At 53.6% G+C, this 16835-nt stretch carries 13 protein-coding genes; all 13 read right to left on the reverse strand.

What is annotated here, in order from left to right:
* Positions 1-49: 49 nt before the first annotated feature.
* The 13 genes from C9J03_RS22035 to C9J03_RS22095 all read right to left on the reverse strand — a co-directional run bounded on the left by C9J03_RS22035 (position 50) and on the right by C9J03_RS22095 (position 16821).
* Positions 50-3934 carry a YhdP family protein gene (locus C9J03_RS22035; RefSeq protein ID WP_044622418.1) on the reverse strand — a complete coding sequence of 1295 codons (3885 nt, stop codon included), beginning with the start codon at positions 3932-3934 and terminating at the stop codon, positions 50-52.
* 15 nt (positions 3935-3949) lie between these two features.
* A complete protein-coding gene (gene rng / locus C9J03_RS22040; RefSeq protein WP_039464716.1) occupies positions 3950-5419 on the reverse strand; it encodes a ribonuclease G in 1470 nt (489 codons plus the stop codon).
* A gap of 8 nt (positions 5420-5427) precedes the next feature.
* The gene (locus C9J03_RS22045; protein ID WP_044624359.1) at positions 5428-6006 is read right to left on the reverse strand and encodes a Maf family protein; all 579 of its coding nucleotides are present in this window, start codon (positions 6004-6006) and stop codon (positions 5428-5430) included.
* 108 nt (positions 6007-6114) lie between these two features.
* Positions 6115-6603, reverse strand: coding sequence for a rod shape-determining protein MreD (gene mreD / locus C9J03_RS22050; RefSeq protein WP_039464718.1), 489 nt, complete (start codon positions 6601-6603; stop codon positions 6115-6117).
* Positions 6593-7453 (reverse strand): rod shape-determining protein MreC, encoded by an 861-nt coding sequence (mreC, locus tag C9J03_RS22055; RefSeq protein WP_044622417.1) that lies wholly within the window; start codon positions 7451-7453, stop codon positions 6593-6595. The genes mreD and mreC overlap by 11 nt, the downstream gene beginning before the upstream one ends.
* Positions 7454-7493: 40 nt before the next feature.
* On the reverse strand, positions 7494-8537 hold the full coding sequence (gene mreB, locus C9J03_RS22060; RefSeq protein ID WP_039464726.1) for a rod shape-determining protein MreB: 1044 nt from the start codon (positions 8535-8537) through the stop codon (positions 7494-7496).
* A 115-nt stretch (positions 8538-8652) separates the two neighbouring features.
* Positions 8653-13149 carry a DUF6701 domain-containing protein gene (locus C9J03_RS22065; protein WP_044622416.1) on the reverse strand — a complete coding sequence of 1499 codons (4497 nt, stop codon included), beginning with the start codon at positions 13147-13149 and terminating at the stop codon, positions 8653-8655.
* Positions 13146-13571, reverse strand: a complete 426-nt coding sequence (locus C9J03_RS22070; RefSeq protein WP_044622415.1) for a hypothetical protein — start codon at positions 13569-13571, stop codon at positions 13146-13148. The genes C9J03_RS22065 and C9J03_RS22070 overlap by 4 nt, the downstream gene beginning before the upstream one ends.
* Positions 13561-14331: a PilW family protein gene (locus C9J03_RS22075; protein WP_052260822.1), complete on the reverse strand. Its 771-nt coding sequence runs from the start codon at positions 14329-14331 to the stop codon at positions 13561-13563. Before C9J03_RS22075 ends, C9J03_RS22070 begins: the two co-directional genes overlap by 11 nt.
* Positions 14331-15056, reverse strand: coding sequence for a type IV pilus modification PilV family protein (locus C9J03_RS22080; RefSeq protein ID WP_052829713.1), 726 nt, complete (start codon positions 15054-15056; stop codon positions 14331-14333). The genes C9J03_RS22075 and C9J03_RS22080 overlap by 1 nt, the downstream gene beginning before the upstream one ends.
* Positions 15040-15564 (reverse strand): prepilin-type N-terminal cleavage/methylation domain-containing protein, encoded by a 525-nt coding sequence (locus C9J03_RS22085; RefSeq protein ID WP_044622414.1) that lies wholly within the window; start codon positions 15562-15564, stop codon positions 15040-15042. Before C9J03_RS22085 ends, C9J03_RS22080 begins: the two co-directional genes overlap by 17 nt.
* Positions 15565-15661: 97 nt before the next feature.
* A complete protein-coding gene (locus C9J03_RS22090; protein WP_044622413.1) occupies positions 15662-16201 on the reverse strand; it encodes a type II secretion system protein in 540 nt (179 codons plus the stop codon).
* 23 nt (positions 16202-16224) lie between these two features.
* Positions 16225-16821: a prepilin-type N-terminal cleavage/methylation domain-containing protein gene (locus C9J03_RS22095; protein ID WP_044622412.1), complete on the reverse strand. Its 597-nt coding sequence runs from the start codon at positions 16819-16821 to the stop codon at positions 16225-16227.
* Positions 16822-16835 lie beyond the last annotated feature (14 nt).

A 16835-nucleotide genomic window follows, 5' to 3' on the forward strand; every position in this document is an offset into this window, starting at 1 on the left:
TGCTGCCGCTATCAAGCTACCTGTCTCGGTAGCTTGGCGGGTATTGTTGTTATTTTGCTTCCTTATCTTTGCCTTTTAGCATCTCTGAAACATTGTACTCGCCAGTAAAGCGCGACTGCTCGGTCACCACCGGCGCGTCAATCGGCCCTTTCACCACATAGTTAACTTGGGTAAAGACATCCAGAACCGGTGAGAGTGCTGTTGAGATAGCAAAGACATAAATAGCGGTTTGAGGTGCCACCGCAAACGCGGTAAGCACTGGAATTCCTGATGTAAAATCAGGAATGAATCTCACCCTCGCATCCACTGTCTCATTGACAAGATTAGCACTTCCGCGAATAAACATGTCACCCGCAAGTGCCTGCATCTTAATATTGTCGGTCTCAAACTGGCCATTTTCAATTCGCCCGCTCCCCCGGATATAGTTGAAAGCCAGGCCCTCGTCGAAAATCCCCGAGAAGTCGAGCTGCATCCGGCGGATCAGCGAATCAATGCTGAACAAGCCCAGCAGGCGACCGGCACCACCGATATCACTGATGATCCCCTGCCCGGTTTCCGACTTCAGCTCGCCGGTTAAGGTTTCACGGTGCATGGACCAAGGCGCACCTTGCCACTGAATAGAAGCGTAGGTGCTGAATTTTGCCCCCTGGATCCCGCCAGTAATCCCAAAGCGCCCCATCAGATCCGAACTGTTCTGGCCATCAATATCAAATGCAATCTGGGTCTCGCTGCGATCGCCATCAAGGCTCCAGTGGCCATCAAGATTCAGCGACGTGGCCCCAGAGTCGACCGTGAAGTTTCTCAGCTCCAGCATATTGCCCTCACGGCGCAGCTTGCCGGACACCTCACCGAGACTGTAGCCCTGCAACCAAGCATCGTGCAGCACCAGATCGATTTCCGGCATATTTGCCATCATACTGCGATCAAAATCGGTCGCCGCCGGCACATCGCGCTGGGGCCGGTACTTTTCCTTCGGCTCGGCACCGCCAACTTGCGGCAAGTTCAAGTGGAAACTATCGATAGTCAAATCCAACGGCAGCCCTTGCGGCCAACGCGCTTGGCCTTTTGCCTCCCGGCTGTCGAGATGAAAACGCCAGATATCGGCCAGCCGATCGGCCGAAAAGTCGACCCGATTCCAGTCCAATGACGCCAATTTCAGCTGGCGAACCTTGGCTTCAATCCGAGTGGGAACAGGAATATCCGGTTTGACAGACACACCGCCAGCTGCCGCCTCGGCTTCGACCTTGTCATGTACCGCCGAAATCAGCTCAACCCAGCGGTCGCCATCGACCTGGTCGGCCACAATATCCAAGCCATGCTCACCATGTTTGAGCGGCAGTAAGGCGGTGGGACCAATCGCCATTTGGCTAGCATCGATTTTGAGCTTTTCCTCTGCCAGATTAATCTTGGCTTGATACGCCACCCCAGGCAGGGACGCCTTACCGACCAGAGCTTGCCCGTTGCCGGTGACATCCAGCTTGAACACCTCCGGGCTACCGGCAGCCAGAGCTAGCGGATAAGGCAGCGTGCTCACAGCCTGGGCCAGGGCCGCCTCAATACCAACTTGATATTCAAAGCCGGTATCATTGAGATCAACCCCGACAGTACCCTGCCAACGGCTTCGGCCCGTTACGTCAGCCAGCAATGGGTCCTGCACCTGCTGCTGCAAGGTCTCGACCTGCCAGTCACCATCAAGCGCGACATCGACCCGGTAGCCATCGGCCACACTGTTGCCGGTAAAGCCCACATTCACCGGTTGCGCCAATAGCTTCGCCGTGATTTGCTCCGCCGAGACCTTATCATCATCGAAACTGATAATTCCGCTAGCCCCTTCAAGGAAGAGCGGCGGCGCATCCAAGCGTACCTGGTTGTCCGTCAACTCGGCGCTGCCCCACGCCCTAACATCACTGCCATCAAAAGGAATATCGAGCTTGAACCGAGAGGTCACCGGGCCACCGACCTGCACCGTCGTCAGCGCCGCCCCCACCGAGTCCACCAGCGGGGTCGCCAGCATGTAGTCCCGTACCTGCTCGCCATCCGCCGCCACATCGACCGTCAATTTCAGGTGCCCGTCTCCGCTCAGCTCGGCATCGCCAGTCACTCTAGAGGCCGTCGCCCCCATAGTCTTGGCATGCGTGGCATCGAGGTACATAAAGTCATTTTCAAACAACAGATCAAGCTTGAGATCAGTCAGCTCAGGCCAGGCGGTATCGAAACTGAATTTACCATTGCGCAATGGTACAAATGCCTGGAATACCCCGTCATGGTTGCCATAGGGGAAATCGGCCAGCTCGCCGTACCACAGCAACTGGGCCGATTTGGCCTGACCACCGCGGATCGCCGCCGACAAGTAGTCGGTCAAACTGCGGCCCAGCGCCAAAGTCGGCAGGTAGCGCCAGGTTTCGCCGGCATTATTCAGGCTGGCTTCACCATAGAATGACAGCCAAGACGGGGCATCGGCCGGGAAGTCCAGCCGGAACTGGCCGTCCACCTTGAGGTGTGGCGTCGCCACATCAATTTTGTCGCTCCACAAACGCCAGCCATCATCCCCAACCTGCCAGTAAGCGGTCACATCCGCAGCTTTGATTTTGAGCGGTGCCTGGAAGACTTCGCCGTACGGCAGTTCATCATCTTGCAGGTTCACTATGGCACGGCCACCCTGGGTGTCACCGGCCACAACCGCATCCAGTTTGTGGATCCCCGGCAGCAATTCCCACTGCTTCAGGCCAAGCTGGCTAACACGGAAAGAAAACTGCGGCGCATTGCCCGCGCTGCTAGCCACACGGATATCGCTGATCTGGCCAGAAGGCTGCAACGTCGATAATACCTCCACCAGCTCACTGTCATCGGGTAAGAAAGTGACAAACGGCTGCAGGTTCTCGAGAGAAAGGTTACTCGCAGCCAGGATCCAGTCATCAGGCAGCCAGCGAGCTGCGATATCAAAGGCTGGCCAAGGAGTACCATCGGTCTCCAATACCATCTGATCACTGTCGATACGCCAGCCCGGCTCGCCGTTCTCATTTTCCAGCGGCTGCAGCTTCACCAAGCCCTGCCTCACCCGGAACTGGTGCTTGTCTTCGCCGAGCTGCCAGCGCAAGAAGCTATCATCAAACTTAGCCAGGCTCTGCTGTAGGGCACCGTTCGACAGGGTCAGCCAGATCTCGGCATTGAGGTTACTGCCGCTGATATTGGCATCGGTCAGGTGCTGCTTGTTAAGCCATGGCGTTACCGACAGATTGCGCGCCTGCAGGTAGATGTCACCGGACATCTTGGCCCATGACTGGTTATCGGAAAGGTTAGCAATCACTTGCATTTGGCTGAAATGGGTATCGGCAATACTGACAATCCCTTCCGCCCGGCGCTGGCGGTTATGGGTATCCCACTTCAGCTCCTTGATGTCGACCGTCAGCTTCTCATCGGCCGGTGACATCAGAGTGATATCGGAATTGCGGACCGAGAACTGGCCCAGCTGGACAAACAGCAACTCCTCAATCCGCTCGATGGTCGCCATTTGGCTGCGCTCTGAGCTGGCGCTATCGTCGCTCCCGCTGCCCGATAGACGGGTGAGATCCAGGCTCAGCTCATCAATGCGGATATCCTGGAAGACCGGGCGGAGACTCAGTACCGATCCCAGCATATCGAGCTGCATCGAGACATCGCCCACCTTGACCAGCGACTCGGGAGCCCCCGGCAGGTTAACCTTCACCCCTTGCAGCACCAATGACGGGCCAAAGTTGCGCCAGTGCCCCTCAACCAACTCAACCTCGAGATCCATATCAATCTGCGCCGAGGCCCATTGGCGGATAGGTTCACGGTAATCATTGAGCTGGGGAAGATAAAATCGCAGACCGCTAATCGCAACAGCGGCCAGTACCAACACTGTCAGTACCAGCCACATCAATCCACGCGCCAGCCGAACTGGAACTGTTGTCACTCTGTATTGCTCCGCTTACATCATCACGACGTCAAACTGTTCTTGAACGTACAGCGGCTCCGCTTTGATTTTCACCTGCTTGCCAATGAACACTTCCAGCTCGGCAAGGGCATGGTACTCATCGCCGGCGAGGGCTTCGGCCACAGCCGGAGACACATAGACGACAAACCGATCGGCATCGTAGGCACGGTTGACCCGGGTAATTTCACGCAGAATTTCATAGCAGACACTTTCCACCGTTTTCACGGTGCCGCGCCCTTCACAGGTCGGACAGGTGTCACACAAGACGTGCTCGATACTCTCGCGGGTACGCTTACGGGTCATTTCGACCAGGCCCAGCTGGGTGAAGCCGTTAATATTGGTCTTAACCCTATCGTAGGACAAGGCCTGCTCCAACGCCATCAATACCCGGCGACGGTGATCGTCGTGGGCCATATCGATAAAGTCGATAATGATGATCCCGCCTAGGTTGCGCAGGCGAAGCTGGCGGGCAATGGCCTTGGTCGCTTCGATATTGGTGTTGAAGATCGTCTCTTCAAGGTTACGGCGACCGACAAAGGCACCAGTGTTGATATCGACCGTGGTCATCGCTTCGGTTTGGTCGATGATCAGGTAACCGCCTGATTTCAGTTCTACCTTGCGGTCCAGCGAGCGCTGGATTTCATTTTCGGTATCGAACAAATCAAAAATCGGCTGCTCGCCGGCATAGTAATCCAGCTTATCGCTCAGTTCAGGTACAAACTCATCGGTAAACTCCTTGAGCTTCTCGTAGCCCAAACGGGAGTCAACCTGGATACAGTCAAGTTCGGTACCGACAAAGTCACGCAAGATACGCTGCGCCAGGCCAAGCTCACCATAGAGCATGGATTTCGGCTTGTATTTAGCGCGACGTTCGAGCACTTTGCGCCACAAATGCTTGAGGAATGCGGCATCCTGCGCCATTTCTTCATCCGTTGCCCCTTCGGCGGCGGTACGGATAATGAAGCCGCCCAGATCGTCGCAGTACTCGTTAACGACGGCTTTCAGGCGCTCACGCTCCTCTTCGCTTTCGATACGCTGCGAAACGCCGACATGGCTCGCCCCCGGCATAAATACCAAGTAGCGGGATGGCAAGGTGACATCAGTGGTCAGGCGTGCGCCCTTGGTACCCAATGGGTCTTTGACCACCTGCACCACCAGATCCTGGCCCTGGCGGACCAGTTCTGAAATGTCACGAACCTGAAACTGCTGTTTTTCGTTTTCCGCCACACACTCGGTATGCGGAACAATATCCGACGCGTGCAGGAATGCGGCTTTTTCAAGGCCGATATCGACAAAAGCCGCCTGCATCCCCGGCAGGACGCGGCTGACGCGCCCCTTGTAAATATTGCCGACAATCCCCCGCTTGGATTCACGTTCGATATGAACTTCCTGCAAGGTCCCGGACTCGATCATGGCGACTCGCGTTTCACTCGGGGTTACGTTAATTAGCAGCTCAGTGCTCATGGTTGCCTCTAAATTGATAAATCTAAAAAGTCTTGAACCATGATGTCGGTTTCCACCAAAGGTAACCCCACCACAGCATAATAACTGCCATCGATACGCTCGACGAACTTGCCGCCAATCCCCTGAATGCCGTAGCTCCCTGCTTTGTCCTGCGGCTCACCACTGTGCCAGTAGTCTTCGATTTCTTTATCTGACAGCGTCTTGAACCACACGTCGGTCACCACCAGACGTGTTTCCCGGCGCGCTTCGCTGGCCACGGTCACTGCCGTCATCACCTGATGGCGCGTGCCGGAAAGCAGGCGCAGCATCTGCTGGGCATCGTCAAAATCCTTGGGCTTTTCCAAGATACGATCACCCGCCACCACGATGGTGTCGGCCCCCAGTACGGGTGCCTTGCCGCCGACCTCCGCGACTCCGGCCAAAGCCTTGTCCACCGACAGGCGCTGGACATAGTCGGCGGGCGTTTCACCGGCCTGGTGCTGCTCTTCAACATCCACCACGACCCGCTCAAACTGGTAGCCAAGCTGGGTCAGAAGTTCTTTACGGCGCGGAGAGCCAGAGGCCAAATACAGTTGCGGTGTCGACATGATATCATTCATTTGGTTTTGTGTGATAAATCAATGTGATCCATTCGAAGCACGTTCGATGTGTTTGGTTACACCCTAGCACCGAACGGATCCCATTGGGAAACTAATTTAACGAATTGAGAGCTTGCGACGCATCCGTCGCAACAGCAGGAATAACCATGGCCATAACAAGAAGTTAAGTAGCACGGCCCACAACCTCTCCGGATCAAAAGTGATCACCGAAACCAGGTATTCGGCCCAGAACTCAACCAGCTTACCGCCCAATGTCAGCAGCCCCACCAGCAGAGCCTGCTGCCATAATGATAGATTACGCAGCACCTGGAAGTTCAGCGCAACAATATAGCAAAGCACTGCCATCATCAGCCCCCTGACCCCAAGGGTCGAGCCGAGCATCAGATCCCACAGCAAACCGAGGATCAATGCCGTCCCGACGTTCACCCGGTGCGGCAAGGCCAAGACCCAGTAAAACGCGACCAAGACAACCCATGACGGGCGGAATGGTTCCAGCTCCCCCGGCCAAGGGGCAGCCTGCAGGATCAGCGCAATCAGAAACGACAGCCAAATCCAAATTCGGCCGTTAGCGCGACTATTTGCCACTATTGAACTCTCCCTCAGTCAAGGTTTCACGCGGGGTCGGCCATACCAGCAGCAGGTAGCGCAGACGGTCGAACTGTACCGTCGGCCTTGCTTTGATTTGAGCAAACGGGCGCTTGTTATCAAACGAGAACTCCGTGACGTTGGCCACCGGATAGCCCTCCGGATAACGGCCACCCAACCCCGAACTCACCAGCAAGTCGCCCACTTCGATATCGGTACTGCTTGGCACATGCTCCAGCTGAATTTGGTCAATCTGGCCACTGCCCGAGGCAATCACCCGGATATCATTGCGCACAACCTGCACCGGGATCGCATGGGACGGGTCAATCAGCAGCAGCACCCGGCTGTTGTGAGCCCCGACGTACGAGACCTGACCGACAATCCCCTTTTCGTTGATCACCGGCTGGCCCTCATAGACACCGTCTACCCGCCCCTTGTCGATCATCACCTGGTGGCTGTACGGATCGGAGTCGACCGCCATCACCTCGGCAATCAGCTTCTTTTCATCACGGACAAACGGCGAGCCCAGCAGCTCACGCAGGCGCTGGTTTTCCTGTTTCAGCTGCTCGAGCAGCAAGACATCGCTCTGCTGAACCAGCAGTTCACGTTGCAAGGCTTTGTTTTCTGCCAGCAGACGCCGGTGCGAGCTGAACTGTCCGGATACACCGCCAAGCAAGTCACGCGGCAGATTAGCCGCATATTGCAACGGGGAAATAGCCGAGTTGAGCAGGTAACGGACGTTGGCAAAGGCGTCAAGACGACTGTCGGCCAGCATCAGGCCAACCGACAGTAAAATGGCAAGAAACAGGCGCAGTTGCAGGGAAGGCCCCCTGCCAAAGATAGGTTTCATGTAACACTATAACCTGTTTGTCGATATGCCCGGGCGGGCATTATTCTTCGCTGAATAGATCGCCACCGTGCATGTCGATCATTTCCAGTGCCTTGCCGCCGCCACGGGCCACACACGTTAGTGGCTCTTCGGCCACAACCACTGGAATACCGGTCTCTTCGGTCAGTAGACGGTCTAGGTCACGCAGCAGTGCACCACCACCGGTCAGTACCATACCGCGCTCGGAGATGTCCGACGCCAGCTCTGGCGGACACTGCTCTAGTGCTACCATCACGGCCGATACGATACCTGTCAACGGCTCTTGCAGCGCTTCGAGGATTTCGTTGGAGTTCAGGGTGAAGCTGCGAGGCACACCTTCAGCTAGGTTGCGGCCGCGAACTTCAATCTCACGCACTTCGTCACCCGGGTAAGCCGAGCCGATTTCATGCTTGATGCGCTCAGCGGTCGCTTCACCGATCAGGCTGCCGTAGTTACGACGCACGTAGTTGATGATGGCTTCGTCGAAACGGTCACCACCGATACGTACTGATGATGAGTACACCACACCGTTTAGCGAGATAACCGCCACTTCAGTGGTACCGCCACCGATATCGATCACCATCGAACCGGTTGCTTCAGAAACTGGCATGCCTGCACCGATTGCTGCCGCCATTGGCTCGTCAATCAAGTACACTTCGCGCGCGCCTGCACCCTGTGCAGATTCACGGATAGCACGGCGCTCAACCTGAGTCGAGCCGCAAGGTACCGCAACTAGAACTCGTGGGCTTGGACGCAGCAGGCTGTTGTCATGCACCTGCTTGATAAAATGCTGCAGCATTTTCTCAGTAACGTAAAAGTCCGCGATAACACCGTCTTTCATCGGACGGATTGCCGCGATATTACCCGGAGTACGGCCCAGCATCTGCTTGGCGTCGTGACCGACAGCGGCCACACTCTTGGTTGCTCCGGCACGATCCTGGCGGATCGCTACTACTGATGGTTCATCCAGTACGATGCCCTGTCCTTTGACGTAAATAAGGGTATTGGCTGTACCCAAGTCAATAGACAGGTCATTAGAAAACATGCCACGAAGTTTTTTAAACATAGTCTTCGGCTAATCCTGCAAGCTCACAAATTCGTTAAATTGCGCTAAATGTATCAAGGGGGGCGGATCGAGACAAGGCAAGGATTGTCAAACCTGCCACAGATCGGCATTTTATTTAATCGAGCATTGTATTAATGCCCTTTTCACCGCGATAAAGCACCCGATCGTTGCCGCGGTAGGCTCCGAAGGTCACTGTCGAGTGCGGACTCTCGTCACCTTTACCACGCCAGTCGAAGGCCAACCACGGCTGATAATTACTGTTGCCCGCTGACGGTCCAACCTCACAGCGGATCTCTGGCTCATTATCTATCGCTTTTGGCTTATCGCTAACCACTTTCTGCCAAAAACGCACCTGCTCACGGTAGATCACAGCACTGCCGTCGTTATCCTTCACGTCGGTGGGCACTGCAACGAACTCGCCGGAGCGAGTCTCCCCTGATTGTACATTTCCTGATCCCTGAGTGTACGAGGTGCTTGTCACGTCAGTGTCAGACTGGGAAAGAATTTGTTTGCACGACAGATTTCCATCGAAAGCGGCACGACTGTCTTGTTTGTTGGTGACAAAGTCCACACCATCCCAGTACTCAACTCGAAGCGGGATAGACAGTTCACTATCAAAACGGCCGGCGACATCATCCAGCACCATGCGGCCATAGCGGGTATGGAAAGCAGCAAACTCCATCATCCCCCTCGAGTCGGCATCGCGACACCCATCCTGCACCAAATCACAAGGAACCAGCACCCTGTCCACATCGATTGCCGGGTAGCCGATACGCTCAGCCATCCCCGCACTCAACGCTTCACGCATAATGCCCAGTGCAACATCATAAGGGCCATCCGGCTCGGTGGTTAGCGCCTTATCTTGTGAAGCGGCACTTTTGACCTCCCGCTTAAAGACCAGATCAAACCAATTAACCGTGGTATAGGCCCCCTTCCAGCTCTTCTGCCAAGCGTTAGGCAAACCGCCCCAGTCAATGCGCCCACCCAAATCATTCGCTAACCCCGGCTCAACCGCTGTATCTATTGCCGCGATCGCCAGGCCAACTTGCTTGGCCGGCGCAAAAAAGCCGTAGTTATGGGTTGGAGCCCCTTTTTCATTTTGTGCCTCGACCTTGAAGCGGGCTGACATTGGCTGGTTCATGTAGACAAACGACTGGCCGTCTGGGTATTGTTTGCCACTCTCTGCCGATACGATGGCAAATCGATGCGGATAGAAACGGCCAACCGGGCGGTAGCCCACATTCATTGCCATCCCCAGGTACTCGCCTTGGGTCGATGCCCGTAGCTCAATACTGCCTACCTCATCCCATTTGGCACTAAAGTCGCTGTTTTTTATCGCTTGGTTACTTAGCGGGACACTGGTCAGGGTACCGCTGACGGCCCCCGCCTCGGTCGGTGAGTGCGGCTTGATACCTTCCCCAGTCGGAATGGAAAGCGCCACCGAGGCTTGTGGTGCATCACTGGCATAGAAGCCGGGCGTGACCGCCCGGCTGCACATATTGCTGCTATCGACCATTGAGGTCGCATTGCCATTGCCATCAATATTCTCAGCATCACCGGCAAGCCAAATGACAGGTTTTGCCTTAACATTGAACATCTCGCCAGCAGAAACAAAGGCATCACCACGATAAGCCGTGCCGTTTGCCGACTCGATTAAATGCTCACCCGCATTGCACGAGGCAAAGGTATACGGTCGAGACCAGACTGACTGTGTCCCCTCGAGGCGGGTCCAGTTGCCGATATTCGATCGGGTCAACATCCTGCTTTGCGGCAGAATCTCGCAGCCCTGCTCCAAGGTGCAGTTAGGATCATGGACAGTCAGCGCAGTCTTGCCCGCATCAAAATAACGCAGCTGGGCATCGGCAACGCCCCTATCAAACGTCAGCTCCACCTGCTGTTGCTGCCATTGAGAGTGCTCCGGCGCTTTAAGTTGCAGCAGATGACTGTTGGTACTTGTCATCCCCAGGCTTGGCGAGATATAGGTCGTAGCGAATTTCAATGTACGCTTGCCGTGATAGCCGACCGCCACATCACTATTGCTATCATCGCGGCACGATTTTGCCTTAATCGTAATACTGGCAGGTTTACCGGCCACGACGGGGATACGACCACCATTAATGTCAAACCGGAAAGGCACGAAGCCTAGCGATGAAAAGGCCGGTTCGGCATCGTCATCGACAATCACACCGGTCACCTCAACTTTGCCGACAAAATCACTTTTAAGCCATAGTTTGACCTTACCCGCAACAGGAGATGCAATATAAGGCAAGCTGGCATCCGTTCCCGCGCCAGTTCCATTGCTGTTGCTAAACCACTGTGCCTGGCCCGAACGGCTCAAGTTGGTTGTAATTCTTAGCTGGCCATCAAAGTCGGTTGCAACCCCGCCACTGTCCATGACAGTAAACTCGACCTCCTGAAGATCACAGGTAAGAGATAGGTCAGTTGTCGGTGTTACTGTCAGCGTATAATTGGGAGAGCCTCCACCACATTGCAGTTCAGGGCGACCACGAACACTATTTCTCCACCCCGATATCGCCACACTGTGAGAAGCGATACCGCCGGCGACTTCATTATCACTACCCGCAATGTCAAAGCCGATGCTTTGGACAAGGTTGCCATCAGCCCCGACATAGTTAACGCCTTCAATATAGAAGTAAGCATAAATCAGTGAGTTATTGACCCCACCATTGAGGTAAATCGCCGAGTTATTACCATGGCCGATAAAGAGTAAGTTCTCGCTGGTTCCACCGACTCCTGCCGGTGCATTAATATAGAAATCCCCGCTGGAAAATCGCATTGTTTTGTAATGGACAATCGCTTTGCCTTTAACCTCCAAGCGTGCCCCGGCACCCAGAAAGTCGATATTTTCGAACCAGTATTCACCTTCATTCAGTGTAAGGCTCGCCCCCGTACCAATGCTTATGTTCTGGTAATTATTGTCACGGAATAGTTCACAGTTCGCCGTACAATTTAATGAACCAGAAACAACCTGAAACGGCTCGAGTTGAGGCGGGTAGTCATCAAACACTTTTTGTGGGTCTGCTTTACATAGCGCGGCACTGCCATCGGGATTTATACAGCTTTCGCCGCCTTGGTAAGCAAGATAAGCAAACCAGTTTTTCTTGTTTCCACTCAACTGCGGAGATTTCAGATAGACATTACTGCCGGTGCCCGGGGTAATATTCAACGCACCATGGGGCACCCCGGTCGGATAAGCATTAGATACCAACTCTTGTGGCACATATTTACAGATATCAAGTTCAATATCCTGCTGGGGAAGCTCAAAAGCAAAGAAGCCAATATCTTCCGCGGTGCGATGCTTTCGGCTATCCAAAGTGTCTTCATCAAAGACAAAGCTGAAGTCAGTTGGTGTTAGCTCGCAACGGCGGATCCAACCACCATCACCGCCATTTCGCGTCTGCTTCATACCCACAACACCCGGCTGCCCGACGTACTGATTAGCAAAAGGGATCCGCAAGTTCTGGCAAGACTGCGCGAGGGTTCCGGCCTGGCGTAAATTGTGTTTAAGACCAAACTCAAACTTCATGCCGGAGCTTGTCACTCCCGTCCCTTCGCTACTTGCTAAAAAAGCAATCCGTCGTTTATTCGATGGCTCGTCAGTGCCACGTCCCAGCTCCAGAGCTAAATCCAAATCTTGTCTAGTAACACCTTTAATTGCCGATGTTGAAAAAATATCATCTCGGTTTAGCGCTTGCTGCTGGGTCAAAACCACAGGATTAGAGATAGTCGTCCCGCCCCAGTCGGAAAATTTTATTCCTCGCTCCCAACCCCGCCCATTGCCAGAAGCCGCCTGGTATTCAGTCGTATCAACATAGCCGGCAATCACTTCCTTGCCATAAAAACTAGCTCGGCCTGGCTCCATGATTAAATAACTAATCCGGCTCATTTGTTCGGCAGGCCCCATACCAGCGGGAGAGATCTGCTCGATCACCACTTTTCCTTGCAACAAATCGACCGATTTCACGGCCATTGTTGCCGGGGGATCATTATCTGGCGAACCCTGCTCGATGGTCGGCATCAAAAACACCAATGGTTTAATGGTGTATTCACTAGCATTGTTAATTGGAATTTCACATTCACTGGATGTGCAATTTTGCACACCAAACTGGAACTTGGCATCTAGGCTATACTCTGGCTCAACATCAGGAACCTGTGCATCACAGTCAAGTTCCATCTGGATAGAGGAGACCGTAATAGCCCCTTGTTTTAAAAAGTAAACCTCCTTGCTTTCTTCTTTTCGCCAGCCATTGATACCATCATTTACATAATATGTAAGCAGGCCATAACCATGGCTATCAGGAGCAAAGTCCAAAACGACATCATACGTACCCGATGTCTCCATATAGTGATCGATAATCTTGTTATAACTACTAAAAGAGCGGTTATTGGTCCAAATATATTGCAGCTCTTTCTCTTTATTACCATGGCTATGGGTAGATTTTACATACGAAAAACCGGTCTGTTGCGAGAAAGGGTTATCGATATGAAAGCCAATGGTAAATCCGTGATTTGTATTTTCCGGGCATGACATCGCCGCCAGCGTATTTAGCGAATAAAACAAAGTGACCAATATAAAAATAATGTTTTTCATTGTTTTAAATCCTTCGCCCACACTTCTTGGGTACGGGTCGTTGTAAACTGCCCTGTGCCGCAGGTTGCGGTACTTTCTAGTTGGTATTTCTTCGCTGGCTTGCCGCTGTCTTTGAAGGCATAGCTTTTACAGACAACCTGCAATGCCTGGCACGAGAACAGCTCGGCTTCCTGGTTGAAATTGTAAGTTTGGTCACAGGCCAGGGGCTCCGATGCCGCCTTCCCGAGCGGAAACAGTTTACTCAATACGATTTCATTGCCGGAATGGGCGGCATACCAGGCACGGGTCGAGAACACTTCACGGGCGGTGGTATCCTGCCCGGACCAGTCAATACGGATCATGGCGGCGGCAAAAGCCCCCATCACGGTAATAATAAACAGCGATACCACCAACGCGCTGCCGCGCTGCCTGCTATAGAACATTGATCACCTGCACTGTGTGTTCGTAGCGAAAGTGCTCACCCGTCCGGCCATCTTGAAAAGCCAAATTAATATGCACCATACTATTGTTTTCCAAGCCCTTGCCATTGACGGCCACATCAAACCCCGAGACCTGCTCGGCAATAACCACACTGGAATTACCAGACTTTCGCCTCAGCACATTGGCCTCCAGGCAGAACGATACCGGCTGGCCGTATACATAAGCCCGATTCGCAGGCGAGCGATTCTCAAGCGGAGCCGAGACATTGACCAAGACCGTCCCGCTTCCTGCCGCTCCGGCATCAACACTGCGGATTTTATAAGGTTGCAGGGCATACTCTGCAGCATTCCCGAGTCCAACCGCCAACGCTAACTGGTCGCTGCTCTCGACCGCCTGCCACTCTGACTCCGAGCCAATAGTAGGCACTAACTCAACATTTGTGGTCCGCGTATTGCCAAGGGTAAAACCGGCCAGGTGAATCGGATAAAAACTAACGCAGCGCCCTGTCGGTGCCACACTGAACTGAGAGCTGGTCACCAGGCTGTTGGGGGCTGCATGGCGAATTTCGCGGGTCATCTTTTCCAAGGCAAAACGGGCCTGGGACTGAACCCGGTCACGGCTAACGGTGCTGACATAGCCCTCCGCCCCCAGCTGCAGATAGCTGCCGATAGCCAACGAAATAATGCCGAGGATCACCAAGGCAATGACCATCTCCATCAGCGAGAAGCCTTGGCTCATCTTCATTGCGGTGCGCTTAACCATCAGTAATTACTCCGGTAAGCGACAAAATCGTACTTGCCGTAACGGCCGGTATCGACTTCGACCACAACACGCTTGTGCTGATGGGGAAAAGGCGTCTCCTCCGGATACGCCGTATCGAAGCGAGAGTCGTAACTCACTGCAACGCTGACCGTCATATTGTTATAAGTGCCGCTCTGTGCCACCTGATCACCCACGAGGTTCTCTATCGCCCCGCGCCATGGCAACCGGTTGTGGTTATAGCGCTCATGGCAAAGAGACAAGTCCCCCCAGCAGCCATGGAAATCATCGACATCATTGGCAATCGCCACCACCAGGCCTTTTCCGGCTGGCAGCGAACTGCCGGGAAGCACATAGTCGAAGTACTCACTCTCTTTGTCTATCGGCCATACGCCATTCTCGTTGGGCTCACTGCAGGTATAAGTTTTCTCCTCATGGGTTTCGCCGCAGCGCACCACACTATCGCCAAACGGGTCCGAATATTCATCAAACTGGCGCGAGAGGATTTCATTGAGAAAGGCATTGCCGATCGCCGCCGCGCGTGTCTGGTAATACGGCGTGGCCGAACGCTCGACCTGCGGGAACAGGAAACTGGTCAGGGTCACCATGGCAATCCCCAGGATCACTATGGTGATAACCCCTTCAATCAGGGTAAAACCGCTCTGATTACCAAGTGTGAGGAGCGTATGGGAAGTGCGAGGACGGCTAATCTTAAAGCGTGCAGTCATTGATATACCCCTCGCTGTTGATACACAGGCTCGCCTGCTCGCCATTGCGTGACGTCATCGTCACCCGACAGCTCGATGCGGTGCAGATACGCTGCAGTTGCTGGTTGTTGACCACCGACGGACGCCCGAGCATGTCAAAATAAATCGCGGCAGAGGGCTGATGGTTGGCACCATCGAAATAGATGAAATTGACCCTGTCGTTCTCAGCCGTCAGCTTGCGGGTCGAGTGGCTATTGCTGGCACACCCCTGACTACCAAATTCGGCCGGGTTAACCACCAGGGCCAGACAGGTATTTGGCGTTGTTGGGTCGACGGGGCTGTTCATCCCCACCAGTTGGATCTGGCGGGCAATGGCAATGGCTTGGTCGCGGGCCAGCACCGCATCGAAGCCGCTGCGGCCGAACAGGCGCGAGGCCGCCGTCACGCTGATAATCCCAATCAGCACGATAACAATGATGAGCTCGATAAGCGTAAAGCCGGCGCTTTTTCGGTAATCGTGTCGGGGCATCAATCACCCGGAAGGTTGTAATGGTCTCTATTTATTCAGGGCGATAACCGTGACCATCGCCCTGAATAAATAGCGCTCCGGGGAGCGCTATAAAAAATTAACCATTTTGGCCTTGATCAGGCTGAGGGGCAGTTGCAGGAGCAGTGCCTTTACATCCGTTACCACCAATAACTTCAGCTTTAGCAGGAACAATCTGATTGTCAGAATCCAACTTAGACTGAGTATATTTAACAAAGCAACCAGCATCTTTACGATCTTTAAAGGTAAATGCAATTTCACCTTCATTTAGGGCATTAACAGTTACAGCAGTATTTTTATCCCCTGTGATAAATACCCAATCTTCAGATACAAATGCTTCAGCAATGCCGTTCTCACTTGCTGTCGGGTAACCATAAGCAACCTCAATATTTTCAACTTTATCGGTTGGGTTAGGTTGTGCTTCAAGACCTAAAATTGCAGATTTTCCGTATACAATACCAGCAGCGCCATCCACAGCACCCTTAAGTCCTTGTAGTGCAGACGCTCGTGCATCATCCTGCAGGTTCAAAAAGCGCGGGGCCGCTGTTACAGCCAGGATGCCCAAAATAACGATCACAACGACCATTTCAATTAGCGTAAAACCGCCTTGACGTTTCATATTATTTCTCCAAATACAAATTATTATTGAATGTTGACGACAACAGAGCCTTCTTTAGGCGTATAGGTAAATGAGTGTGCCGACGTTATCTGAGCAACACCATTTGCATTATTTGTTACTGACGCAAGCTGGAAGTAGGTACAGGCTGAATTATTGCCGTTGTTATCCTTACGCGCTGCGTACTGGTACTTACCGTTCAGGACATCACCAGAATCAATCTCTGCCACCTGAGGCGGGTTTTGCATCAGCTGCTCAAACAGCACCTTGCATTCGGTATTATCCAAACCGCCAATGGAGGCTGAGTTGTCCTGACCGTAATGGATCGGGTAACCCACACGAACATCACTTTGCTCAGCGGTCAGCATGAACGTCGAGCCGTCGTAGCTCACGCTATTCACTTTGGCGTTATTCACAATGGCAGAAGGGCGGCCGTTCGCCTCCCACTGGGCACGCGCTGAAAGAACGGCTGTTGCATAACCACCCGCCACACCTTCAATCGACGCTTTCTTCGCTTCATCCGTGACGTTCAAAAATCGCGGCAGGGCAGCAACAGCAAGCAGGCCGACCACGATGATGACAATCACCAACTCCACCAATGAAAAACCGGCTTGTTTTTTCATCTTTACTCACTCTT

The sequence above is a fragment of the Photobacterium gaetbulicola genome, assembly GCF_003025515.1.
Classification (GTDB): Bacteria; Pseudomonadota; Gammaproteobacteria; order Enterobacterales; family Vibrionaceae; genus Photobacterium; species Photobacterium gaetbulicola.

What these genes read in the sequence shown, in the direction of transcription:
- rng (WP_039464716.1), bottom strand. Translation starts at nt 5,419, where the DNA reads ATGAGCACTGAGCTGCTAATTAACGTAACCCCGAGTGAAACGCGAGTC.
- C9J03_RS22045 (WP_044624359.1), bottom strand. Translation starts at nt 6,006, where the DNA reads ATGTCGACACCGCAACTGTATTTGGCCTCTGGCTCTCCGCGCCGTAAA.
- mreC (WP_044622417.1), bottom strand. Translation starts at nt 7,453, where the DNA reads ATGAAACCTATCTTTGGCAGGGGGCCTTCCCTGCAACTGCGCCTGTTT.
- mreB (WP_039464726.1), bottom strand. Translation starts at nt 8,537, where the DNA reads ATGTTTAAAAAACTTCGTGGCATGTTTTCTAATGACCTGTCTATTGAC.
- C9J03_RS22065 (WP_044622416.1), bottom strand. Translation starts at nt 13,149, where the DNA reads ATGAAAAACATTATTTTTATATTGGTCACTTTGTTTTATTCGCTAAAT.
- C9J03_RS22070 (WP_044622415.1), bottom strand. Translation starts at nt 13,571, where the DNA reads ATGTTCTATAGCAGGCAGCGCGGCAGCGCGTTGGTGGTATCGCTGTTT.
- C9J03_RS22075 (WP_052260822.1), bottom strand. Translation starts at nt 14,331, where the DNA reads ATGGTTAAGCGCACCGCAATGAAGATGAGCCAAGGCTTCTCGCTGATG.
- C9J03_RS22080 (WP_052829713.1), bottom strand. Translation starts at nt 15,056, where the DNA reads ATGACTGCACGCTTTAAGATTAGCCGTCCTCGCACTTCCCATACGCTC.
- C9J03_RS22085 (WP_044622414.1), bottom strand. Translation starts at nt 15,564, where the DNA reads ATGCCCCGACACGATTACCGAAAAAGCGCCGGCTTTACGCTTATCGAG.
- C9J03_RS22090 (WP_044622413.1), bottom strand. Translation starts at nt 16,201, where the DNA reads ATGAAACGTCAAGGCGGTTTTACGCTAATTGAAATGGTCGTTGTGATC.
- C9J03_RS22095 (WP_044622412.1), bottom strand. Translation starts at nt 16,821, where the DNA reads ATGAAAAAACAAGCCGGTTTTTCATTGGTGGAGTTGGTGATTGTCATC.